This window comes from Streptomyces sp. 13-12-16 (assembly GCF_002114215.1).
Lineage (GTDB): Bacteria > Actinomycetota > Actinomycetes > Streptomycetales > Streptomycetaceae > Streptomyces.
In genome coordinates this window covers 1-10400 of the sequence record NZ_NCTE01000314.1, presented here as the reverse complement: position 1 = coordinate 10400, position 10400 = coordinate 1, and the positions used below count along the sequence as shown (strand labels likewise).

At 69.2% G+C, this 10400-nt stretch carries 8 protein-coding genes; all 8 read right to left on the bottom strand.

Annotated features, from left to right (window positions below; genetic code table 11):
- Window positions 1-1277, bottom strand: a 1277-nt coding sequence (locus tag B7767_RS13395) for a histidinol-phosphate transaminase (RefSeq protein ID WP_085572382.1), incomplete at its 3' end; no start/stop codon positions are given.
- Window positions 1278-1435: 158 nt separating this feature from the next.
- Window positions 1436-2593, bottom strand: a complete 1158-nt coding sequence (locus B7767_RS13390) for an aldose epimerase family protein (RefSeq protein WP_085572381.1) — start codon at window positions 2591-2593, stop codon at window positions 1436-1438.
- A 55-nt stretch (window positions 2594-2648) separates the two neighbouring features.
- On the bottom strand, window positions 2649-3896 hold the full coding sequence (gene mmsB, locus B7767_RS13385) for a multiple monosaccharide ABC transporter permease (protein WP_085572380.1): 1248 nt from the start codon (window positions 3894-3896) through the stop codon (window positions 2649-2651).
- Window positions 3893-5443, bottom strand: coding sequence for a multiple monosaccharide ABC transporter ATP-binding protein (gene mmsA, locus B7767_RS13380; RefSeq protein ID WP_085572379.1), 1551 nt, complete (start codon window positions 5441-5443; stop codon window positions 3893-3895). Before mmsA ends, mmsB begins: the two co-directional genes overlap by 4 nt.
- Before the next feature lie 32 nt (window positions 5444-5475).
- Entirely contained in the window at window positions 5476-6585 is a 1110-nt protein-coding gene (gene chvE, locus B7767_RS13375; RefSeq protein ID WP_085572383.1) for a multiple monosaccharide ABC transporter substrate-binding protein, read from the bottom strand.
- Window positions 6586-6720: 135 nt separating this feature from the next.
- On the bottom strand, window positions 6721-7689 hold the full coding sequence (locus B7767_RS13370) for a hypothetical protein (protein WP_085572378.1): 969 nt from the start codon (window positions 7687-7689) through the stop codon (window positions 6721-6723).
- Between the two features lie 128 nt (window positions 7690-7817).
- The gene (locus B7767_RS13365; protein ID WP_085572377.1) at window positions 7818-8822 is read right to left on the bottom strand and encodes a zinc-binding dehydrogenase; all 1005 of its coding nucleotides are present in this window, start codon (window positions 8820-8822) and stop codon (window positions 7818-7820) included.
- Window positions 8823-8850: 28 nt separating this feature from the next.
- On the bottom strand, window positions 8851-10014 hold the full coding sequence (locus tag B7767_RS13360) for a mandelate racemase/muconate lactonizing enzyme family protein (protein WP_085572376.1): 1164 nt from the start codon (window positions 10012-10014) through the stop codon (window positions 8851-8853).
- Window positions 10015-10400 lie beyond the last annotated feature (386 nt).

The window sequence follows — 10400 nt, the reverse complement described above, 5'->3', positions numbered from 1 at the left end:
GCGGACGGAGCGGCGGCGAGCCCCGGAACGCCGGCACCGGCGGTCTGGGCGGCGAGCCCCCGCATGCCGGCCCCGTTGGTCCGGCTCACCAGCCGGTCCACGGCCGCCGTGCCCGAGCTGTAGCCGGTTCCGGTGGCCTGTTCGGGCCCGGCGGCTCCCCTCCTGGACGTCCCGTAGAGCACCTGTTCCAGGCCGGTCACCAGGCGGCGCACGTCCACCTGGGGGCGTACCACGAGGCGCAGGAAGCGACTGGACGAGCCGATCTTGTTGCCGCACTCGCGGACCAGGATCCGGTGCTCGGTGAGCATCCGGTCCCGGACCACGGTGCCTTCGGCGCCCACGGGGAGGCGCACGAAGAGGAAGTTGCCCTGGGACGGGTAGACCGTCAGTCCGGGCAGCGAGGAGAGCTGGCCGGACATGTCCATCCGGTCACGGCGGACCTGGTGCAGACTCTGGGCGTACTCGGCGCCGTGCTCCTTCAGCATGAACACCACGTGCTCGGCGAAGGAGTTGAGGTTCCACTTGGGGAGCATGGACCTCACCCGCCCCGCCAGGGCCGGGTTGGCGACCAGGTAGCCGAAGCGGATGCCGTGCAGGCCGAAGTTCTTGCCGAGGCTGCGCAGCACGATGACGTTGGGGCGCAGCATCGCCTCCTGCACCACGCTCGGTTCGTTCTCCGCGTCGGCGAACTCCAGGAACGACTCGTCGATCACCACCAGGTCCAGGTCGGCCATGGCGTCCATGAACTGCACGATCGCGTGCTTGTGCAGGAAGCCGCCGTCGGGGTTGTTGGGGTTGCAGACGACGGCGACCCGGGTGCCGCGCGCCCGGATGAACTCGGCGTACTGCGCGAGGTCGAGGGCGAAGCCGCCGGCCTCCTGGAGCGGGAACATGTCGACCCGTTTGCCGGTCTCCATGGGCTGGTCGGTCCAGCGGCCGAAGGTGGGGACGGGGACGGCGAGGGACTCACGGACCAGCAGGTGGTCGATCCAGGTGATCAGCTCGGTCGATCCGTTGCCCATCGCCACGCACTGCGGCGGCAGTCGGAGCAGGCTGCACAGTTCGGCCGTGATGGTGTCGGCGCTGCTCGGGTAGTACGTGATGATGTCGCGCAACCGGCCCGCCATGTCCTCGAACATGGCGGGGGTGGGGAAGTACGGGTTGCAGGGGATGCAGAAGTCCACCGGGCCGGCCCCGTCGCTCTCCCGTGTCAGCGCCGCCATCGACGGACTGTGCGCCGTGGTGCTGCGGAACAACGAGGTGACGTTGTCGGCCAAGGGAACCTCCGTGTGCGGCTGGCCCGCCGGGGAGGTGGCGGGCCCGTCATGCCTGGGTGGCCCGCGCGGGGGAGCGCGGGCCACCCAGGAGTACGGAGCGGGACGCGCCGTCGTTCAGCCCGTGTGAGGAAAATGTGACGACGGTGGTCCGCCGGGGCTCACGCCCCGAACGAGTGGACCGTCGTCGTCCGGTACGTCTGCCCCGGCCGCAGCACGGTCGACGGGAACGACGGCTGGTTCGGCGAGTCCGGGAAGTGCTGGGTCTCCAGGCACAGCCCGTCGCCCTGCCGGTAGACCCGGCCGCCGGTGCCGACGAGGGTGCCGTCGAGGAAGTTGCCGGAGTAGAACTGCAGGCCCGGCTCGTTCGTCGCGATCCTCAGCGTGCGTCCGGAGGACGGGTCGCGCAGGACGGCGACCTGCTCGGGGCGGCGGGTGACGCCCTTGTCGAGCACCCAGTTGTGGTCGAAGCCCTGCCCGTACAGCACCTGCTGGTGTGCGGTGCGGATGTCCCGGCCGACCGGCTTGGCCCGGCGGAAGTCGAAGGGGGTGGCGGCGACCGGCGCCAGTTCGCCCGTGGGGATCAGCCCCGGGTCGACCGGTGTGTAGCGGGAGGCGGCGATGGACAGCTCGTGGTCGTGGATCGAGCCGCTGCCCTCGCCGGCGAGGTTCCAGTAGACGTGGCTGGTGAGGTTGACGACGGTGGCGTGGTCGGTGGTGGCCTCGTAGTCGATGCGCCAGTCGCCGTCCCGGGTGAGGGTGTACGTGACCTTCGTGCGCAGCGTGCCCGGGTAGCCCATCTCGCCGTCGACACTGGTGTAGTACAGGTACAGGCCGACGTCGGAGCCCCGGGTGAACGGCTCGACGTCCCAGACCCGCTTGTCGAAGCCCTGGGCGCCGCCGTGCAGGCTGTTCTCGCCGTCGTTGACGGAGAGCTGGTACGGGGTGCCGTCGAGGGTGAAGCGGCCCTGGTCGATGCGGTTGCCGTAGCGGCCGATCAGGGCGCCGAAGTAGGGGCTGGAGGCGACGTACTCCTCGATGGTGCCGAAGCCGAGGGAGACGTTGGCGTACCGGCCGCGGCGGTCGGGGATCTCCAGGGACTGGACGATGCCGCCGTAGGAGAGGACCTTCATCCGGGTGCCGCCGTTCTCCAGCGACCAGCTGTGGACCTTGGTGCCGTCCGCGAGCCTGCCGAAGAGCGACTTCACCGGCTTCCCCCTGCCCGGCGCGGCGTGTGCCGTGCCGCCGAACGCGGTGGTGGTGGCGGCGACCCCGGCCGCCGCCGCGCCCGCGATGACCGTGCGTCTGTTCAGTTCCATCCGTGCGGCTCCCGAAGAGGAAGGGGCCCCGCCTTCCGGCGGGGCCCGAGCTGGCTTACGAACCGGACTTGCGCTTGTTCCACACGTCGAAGCCGACCGCGGCCAGCAGGACCAGGCCCTTGATGACCTGCTGCCAGTCGGTGCCGATGCCGACGAGGTTCATACCGTTGTTCAGCACGCCCAGGACCAGGCCGCCGATGATCGCGCCGAGGACCGTGCCGACGCCGCCGCTCATCGACGCGCCGCCGATGAACGAGGCGGCGATGGCCTCCAGCTCGAAGTTGAGGCCGGCCTTGGGAGAGGCCGCGTTGAAGCGGGCGGCGAAGACCAGACCCGCCAGGGCCGCGAGCATGCCCATGTTCAGGAAGACCAGGAAGGTGACCTTCTTGTCCCGCACGCCGGACAGCTTGGCCGCGGGCAGGTTGCCGCCGATGGCGTAGATGTGGCGGCCGATGACGGCGTTGCGCATCACGTAGCCGAAGCCGACGAGCAGCGCGCCGAGGATCAGCAGCACGATCGGGGCGCCCTTGTAGCTGGCCAGCAGCATCGTCACGACCAGGATGGCGGAGCCGAGCGCGACGAGCTTCAGCAGGAACAGCTTGGCGGGCAGGACGTCGAGGTCGAACTCCTTCTGGCGGCGGCGGTCGCGGACCTCCTGGAGGACCACGAGCGCGATCAGCGCGAAGCCGAGGAGCAGGGTGAGGTTGTGGTAGTTGGTCTCCGGGCCGACCTCCGGCATGAAGCCGTTGGCGACCGTCTGCAGGCCCTTGGGGAACGGGCCGAGGGTCTGGCCCTCCAGGAAGATCTCGGTGAGACCGCGGAAGGTCAGCATGCCCGCGAGGGTCACGATGAACGACGGTATGCCGCCGTAGGCGATGAACCAGCCCTGTACCGCGCCGGCCAGCGCGCCCACGGCCAGACAGAGGATCACCGCGACCGGCCACGGCATGTCGTTCTTCACCATGAAGACGGCGGCCATCGAACCGACGAACGCCGTCAGCGAGCCGACCGACAGGTCGATGTGGCCCGCGATGATGACCAGCATCATGCCGATCGCGAGGATCAGGATGTAGCTGTTCTGCAGCACCAGGTTGGACACGTTGCGCGGCAGCAGCAGGTCGCCGTCGGTCCACACCGCGAAGAGCGCCACGATGAGGCCGAGGGCGATCAGCATGCCGTACTGGCGCATGTTGCGGCGCATGCCGTCCAGCATCAGCTGGAGCAGGCCGTCACCGCCGCCCGTCCCGTTCCTGCCCGGCGGTGCGGCCGCCGGGGTCTTGTCGGTGACTTCGGTGCTGCTCATCGGGATACCTCTTTGTCCTTCGTCATCTGACGCATCAGCGATTCCTGGGAGGCCTCGGCCCGCGAGAACTCGCCGGTCAGCCGCCCCGCGGCCATCGTGTAGATGCGGTCGCACATGCCGAGCAGTTCGGGCAGCTCGGAGGAGATGAAGACGACCGCCTTGCCCTCGGCGGCCAGCTTGTCGATGACCGTGTAGATCTCGTACTTGGCGCCGACGTCGATGCCGCGCGTCGGCTCGTCGAGGATCAGCACATCGGGACCCGCGAAGATCCACTTGCTGAGCACGACCTTCTGCTGGTTGCCGCCGGACAGCTTGCCCACCGGCTCGAACACCGTCGGGGCCTTGATGTTCATCGACTTCCGGAAGCGCTCGGAGACCTGCCGCTCCTCGTGCTCGTCCACCACACCGCGCCGGGCGACCTTCTTCAGCGCGCTGAGCGAGATGTTGCGGTTGATGGTGTCGATGAGGTTCAGCCCGAAGTGCTTGCGGTCCTCGGTGACGTACGCGATGCCGTGCCCGACCGCCTCGGGGACGGTCTTCGTACGGATCTCCGTGCCGTCCTTGAGGACCGTGCCGGCGGCGTACCGGCCGTAGGTGCGGCCGAAGATGCTCATCGCGAGCTCGGTACGGCCCGCGCCCATCAGGCCGGCGATGCCGACGATCTCACCGCGCCGCACCTCGAGGGACACGTCGTCGACGACCTTGCGCTGCTGGTCGATCGGGTGGTGCACGGTCCAGTTGCGGACCTCCAGGGCCGGGGCGGCGCCCTCCTCGGGCTGGTGCGGGGAGCGCTCCGGGAAGCGGTGCTCCAGGTCGCGGCCGACCATGCCGGAGATGATCCGGTCCTCGCTGGTCTCCGCGGCCTTCACGTCGAGCGTCTCGATGGTCCGCCCGTCCCGCAGGATCGTCACCGAGTCGGCGACCTTGCGGATCTCGTTGAGCTTGTGGGAGATGATGATCGAGGTGATGCCCTGTTCCTTCAACTCCAGGATCAGATCGAGGAGTTTGTCGCTGTCCTCGTCGTTCAGGGCCGCGGTCGGCTCATCGAGGATGAGCAGCTTCACCTTCTTCGAGAGCGCCTTCGCGATCTCCACCAGCTGCTGCTTGCCCACGCCGATGTCGGCGACGCGGGTGTCCGGGTGGTCTGACAGGCCGACCCGGCGCAGCAGTTCGGTGGCGTGCTTGAGGGTGGCGTTCCAGTTGATGAACCCGCGCGTGGCGTGCTCATTGCCGAGGAAGATGTTCTCGGCGAGGGAGAGGAACGGCGACAGCGCCAGTTCCTGGTGGATGATGACGATGCCGCGCTGCTCGCTGGCCCGGATGTCCTTGAACTCGCAGGACTCCCCCTCGAAGAGGATGTCCCCCTCGTAACTGCCGTGCGGGTGGACGCCGGAGAGGACCTTCATGAGGGTCGACTTGCCGGCGCCGTTCTCACCGCAGATGGCGTGGACCTCGCCCTTTTGGACGGTCAGTGTGACGTCCGACAGCGCCTTGACGCCGGGAAAGGTCTTGACGATCGAGCGCATTTCCAGGACGGGTCCCGCCATGGTCGTGCCTTCCAATCCTTGAAGGGGCCCGGTTACTTGAGCTGGTCCTCGGTGTAGTAGCCGCCGTCGACCAGGACCTGCTTGTAGTTGGACTTGTCGACGCTGACCGGCTGCAGCAGGTAGGCGGGGACGACCTTGGAGCCGTTGTCGTACGACTTGGTGTCGTTGACCTCGGGCTTCTTGTCGTTGAGGACCGCGTCGACCATGTTCGCGGCGACCTTGGCGAGCTCGCGCAGGTCCTTGAAGACGGTCTGGGTCTGCTGGCCCGAGATGATCGACTTCAGCGAGGCGACCTCGGCGTCCTGGCCGGTGACGACGGGCATGGCCTTGCTGCCGGAGCCGTAGCCGTCCGACTTCAGGGCGGACAGGATGCCGATGGAGATGCCGTCGTAGGGCGAGAGCACCGCGTCGACCCGGGCGCTGCGGTAGCTGGAGGTGAGCAGGTCGTCCATGCGCTTCTGCGCGGTGCCGCCGTCCCAGCGCAGCGTGGTGACCTGGTTGAGGTCGGTCTGCTTGGAGCGGACGACCAGCTGGCCCTTGTCCATGTACGGCTTCAGGACGTTCATCGCGCCCTGGAAGAAGTACCGGGTGTTGTTGTCGTCGTTGGAGCCGGCGAACAGCTCGATGTTGAAGGGGCCCTTCTTGCCGGCCTTCAGACCCAGCTTGTCGACGATGTAGCCGCCCTGCAGCTCGCCGACCTTCTCGTTGTCGAAGGAGGCGTAGTAGTCGACGTTCTCCGTGCCGAGGATCAGCCGGTCGTAGGAGACGACCGGGATGTCGGCGTCCTTGGCCTGCTGCAGGACGTTGCCCAGGGACTTGTTGTCGATCGCCGCCACGATCAGGGCGTCCACACCCTGCGTGATCATGTTCTCGATCTGGGAGACCTGCTGGTCCGGGTCGTCCTCGCCGAAGACCAGCTTGGTCTTGAACCCCTTGGCCTTCAGCTCCTTCTCGACGTTGGCGCCGTCGGCGATCCAGCGCTCGGAGGACTTGGTCGGCATCGCGATGCCGATGGTGGCCCCCTCCGGGCCGCCCTTGTCCTCCTCGCTGCCGCCCTCGCTGTTCTGGCCGCAGGCGGACAGGGTGAGGGCGAGGGTGGCGGCCGAGGCGACGGCGGCGAGTGCGGCTCTGCGGTTACGCATGATCATCATCCTTGATGTGTGCGGGGTCGGTCCGGACGAGCGGGCGCTTCCGGGGTGGAACCAGGAGACCGGGAAAGAGGTGTGTGCGATTGTGCGCGGCTGTGTCTACTTCTGTGAAGCCGAGTTTCCGGAACGTTATGACGAGATCTCGAACCGCTGCTGCTCGCCCGGAAGGCGGGACCCGAGCGGTGCCATGTCGCCGTCCGCGCCGTGGCGGGCCAGCAGGTCCAGGGCCAGCCGGCCGCGCCGCACGCGCTCCTTCGCGGTCGCCAGGGTCAGCTCCCGCAGGTGGTGTCCGTACGGGTAGATGCCGGGCGCCTTGGACAGGCCGAACTTCAGGTACAGCGGGGCGCCGCGCCGGATGAGTTCGGCGACCTCGTACATCCGCACATAGCCGCCGAGGTCGTCGGGGGCCTCGATGTACATGTCCATCGGCGTGGCCGAAACCCGCCGTATCTCGGTGAGGTGGTCGAGCGTCAGATCGCTGGGAACGTTGATCGAGTCGGCGCCGAGCCGCTCGTAGACCGCGAACGAGGCCGGGTTGACCGGCCCGACGAGCGCCGACAGCTTCAGCGTGGTGTCGGCGGGGAGCAGCCCGGCCGCCCGCGCCCGGTGCAGCGTCCACAGCACGCCCTCGTCGGCGACGAGCAGGCACTTGACGCCCAGCTCCGTGGCGCGCACGGCGTCCTCGACACAGCCGGCGACCGCGTCGTGGCCCCGGGCGCGCAGTCCGGCGCCGCCCGAGTCGGTACGGGTGGAGCCGCCGATGTCCCAGGTGCCGCGCGGCCCGGTGAACAGGCAGAGCTCGATGTCGCGCTCCGCGGTGGCCTCCGCCATCTCGGTGATCTCGGCGTCGGACAGCATCCAGACGCCGCTGCCCTGGCTGATCCGGTGGATCGGCACATCGAGGCGCGAGGCCTCCTTCAGGACCACGGCCAGCGCCTCGGGCCCCTCGCACGAGGGGACCTCGGTGCGCCAGCGGCCGCCGCCGGGGAAGGTGTGCGGCGAGGCGTCGGCGGGGTCGAGGGCGGGTGCGCTCATGCCGAGCGCGGCGAGGGTCTGCTCACCGGGCCTGCGGGGAGCCGTGGCGGAAGCGTCGGTCACAGGGTGTCCTTTGGTTCGATATATCGGACGAAGTTCGCGGCTCGGGGTACGAGTCGGGCGGGTTCGGGGCGGGGCCGGGTGTACGCCGGTACGGGGGCCGTCAGGTCGCCCTCGTACCGGCGTACGGACTAGGGACGCAACAGCACCTTGCCCACCTTCGGGTCGCCGGACCCCACCAACTCGATGGCCTGCGGGAACTCGGCGAGCGGCAGCTCATGGCTCACCAGCGGCAGCGGATCGAGCAGCCCGGCGGCGAACACCCGCACGGTGTGCGCCCAGGCGTCCGGCGGAGCACCGAAGACGGTGTGCACCTCCAGCTGCCGTACGACCAGATCCGTGGGGTCGAGCCCGTCGGCGCCCGGCGCCGGGATGCCGGTGAGGACCAGCCGCCCGCCGCGCCGCAGCAGCGAGGCCGCGGTGCGGGCCGCGTCCGCGGACCCGGCGGTCTCGATCACCACGTCGAAGTCGTCCGGGAGTTCACGGTCCTTGGTGCGGAAGTCGGTGGCCCCGTACCGCCGGGACAGCGCCTCGCGGTCGTCCCGGCTGCCCACCACCAGCAGTTCGGCGGGGGAGCCCGCGCGCAGGAACTGCACGGCGAACATGCCCAGCGTGCCGGTGCCGACCACCGCGACCCGCTCACCGGGTACCGCGTTCGCCTTCAGCGCGGCGGCGGCGATGCAGGCGGCCGGCTCCAGGAGCGCGGCGGCGCTCAGGTCGGCGTCGTCGGGCAGGACGTGCAGCAACCGGGCCGGGAGGGTCAGCGTGGCGGCCATGGCGCCCGGCTGGGTGAAGCCGGTCTCCTCGTAGCCCGCCGAGCACAGCGTCGTCTCACCGGCGTGGCAGCGGTCGCAGACCTGGCAGTTGCGGAAGCCCTCGCCGACGACCTTGCGGCCGACCAGCGCCGGGGGCACGCCCGCGCCCACCCGCTCCACGGTCCCGGACCACTCGTGGCCCGGGGTGAGCGGGTAACGCACGTACCCCTCGGGCCGGTTGCCCTGGTACACCTCGCGGTCACTGCCGCAGATACCGGAGGCGTGCACCCTCACCAGGGCCTCGCCGGCACCGGGCTCGCGCGGCTCGTGCGCCACCAGACGGTGCTCGCCGGGTCCCTCGATGACGACCTGGGTGCTCATCGCCGTACCTCCCGGCGGTCCGCGGCGGTCACTTCGAGCCCTTGGGCTTGCGCGTCTCCCAGCCCTCGGCCCACAGGTCGAACCGGGCCTGCTGCTGCGGGAACTCGGCCGCCGCGTCGACGTCCAGCTCCACGCCGAGACCGGGGGCGTCGGAGAGGTGGAAGCAGCCGTCCTCCGGGTTCACCTGCGGCGCGCCCTTGACCACCTTCTTGATCTCCGCGTCCGCGAAGTCGTTGAAGTGCTCCAGGATCTTGAAGTTCGGGGAGGTGAAGCCGACCTGGAGGGACGCGGCGGTCAGCACGGGGCCGCCGACGTTGTGCGGGGCGACCAGCATGTAGTGGGTCTCGGCGGTCGCGGCGAGCTTGCGGGTCTCCCAGATGCCGCCGATGTGGCCGACGTCCGGCTGGAGGATGTCGACGGCCTGGCTCTCGAACAGCTCGCGGAACTCGATCCGGTCGTGGATGCGCTCACCGGTGGCCAGGGGCATGTCGACCTTCGCGGCGACCTTCTCCAGCGCCTTGAGGTTCTCCGGCGGGACCGGCTCCTCCAGCCAGGCCGGCTTGAACGGCGCCAGCTCGTGCGCGAGGCGCACGGCGGTGGCGGGGGAGAAGCGGCCGTGCATCTCCAGCATCAGCTCGGCGTCGGGACCGATGGCGTCACGGACCGCCTCGATCAGCGAGACCGCGTACAGCGTCTGCTCGTGGTCCAGCTCGAAGTGCCCGGTGCCGAACGGGTCGATCTTCAGCGCCCGGTACCCGCGCTCCATGACGCCCTGCGCGGCCTTGTGGTACGCCTCGGGGGTGCGCTCGGTGGTGTACCAGCCGTTGGCGTACGCCTTGACCTTGTCGGTGACCTTGCCGCCCAGGAGCTGCCAGACGGGCACACCGAGGGCCTTGCCCTTGATGTCCCAGCAGGCCATCTCGACGACGGCGATGCCGGACATCACGATCTCGCCGGCGCGGCCGTAGTCGCCGTACTTCATCCGGCGGACCAGGTCCTCGACGGCGAACGGGTCGGAGCCGAGAATGTGGTTGACCTCGGCCTCCTTCAGGTAACCCAGGAGGGCGTCGGTGTGGCCCAGCATCCGGGTCTCGCCGACTCCGGTGATGCCCTCGTCGGTGTGCACCTGGACGTACGTCAGGTTGCGCCACGGCGTCCCGACCACGTGTGTGCTGATTCCGGTGATGCGCACGGCAGTTAGCCCCTCGCTGTGGTGGTGGACCTTGTCTTCGTCGTCAGCGGTTCGACGCGTTCGATATTTCGGCACACGTTCGAAATGCTGGCGTGACACTAAGGACGGGGCGGTGGGGGTGTCAATGGGTCACGCGCATAACGGTTTCGACAGTTTCGAAACCATTGAGCAATGGTCCGCACCAAACCTTCACAGCAAGGCCTATGAAGCGGGCCCGAACGGAACCTAACCTTCCCGCGTCATGGACTTTTGCCACCCGTGCCGACGGCACCTCAACGGCGCCCTTGCCTGCCCCGGCTGCGGCACTCCCGCCGAGACGCTCCGCGCCCAGCAGCCGCAGGATCCCGCAGGGTCTTCGGGGTACGAGGGGGAGACCTACGGGGCGG

What these genes read in the sequence shown, in the direction of transcription:
- mmsB (WP_085572380.1), bottom strand. Translation starts at nt 3,896, where the DNA reads ATGAGCAGCACCGAAGTCACCGACAAGACCCCGGCGGCCGCACCGCCG.
- B7767_RS13390 (WP_085572381.1), bottom strand. Translation starts at nt 2,593, where the DNA reads ATGGAACTGAACAGACGCACGGTCATCGCGGGCGCGGCGGCGGCCGGG.
- mmsA (WP_085572379.1), bottom strand. Translation starts at nt 5,443, where the DNA reads ATGGCGGGACCCGTCCTGGAAATGCGCTCGATCGTCAAGACCTTTCCC.
- B7767_RS13365 (WP_085572377.1), bottom strand. Translation starts at nt 8,822, where the DNA reads ATGAGCACCCAGGTCGTCATCGAGGGACCCGGCGAGCACCGTCTGGTG.
- chvE (WP_085572383.1), bottom strand. Translation starts at nt 6,585, where the DNA reads ATGCGTAACCGCAGAGCCGCACTCGCCGCCGTCGCCTCGGCCGCCACC.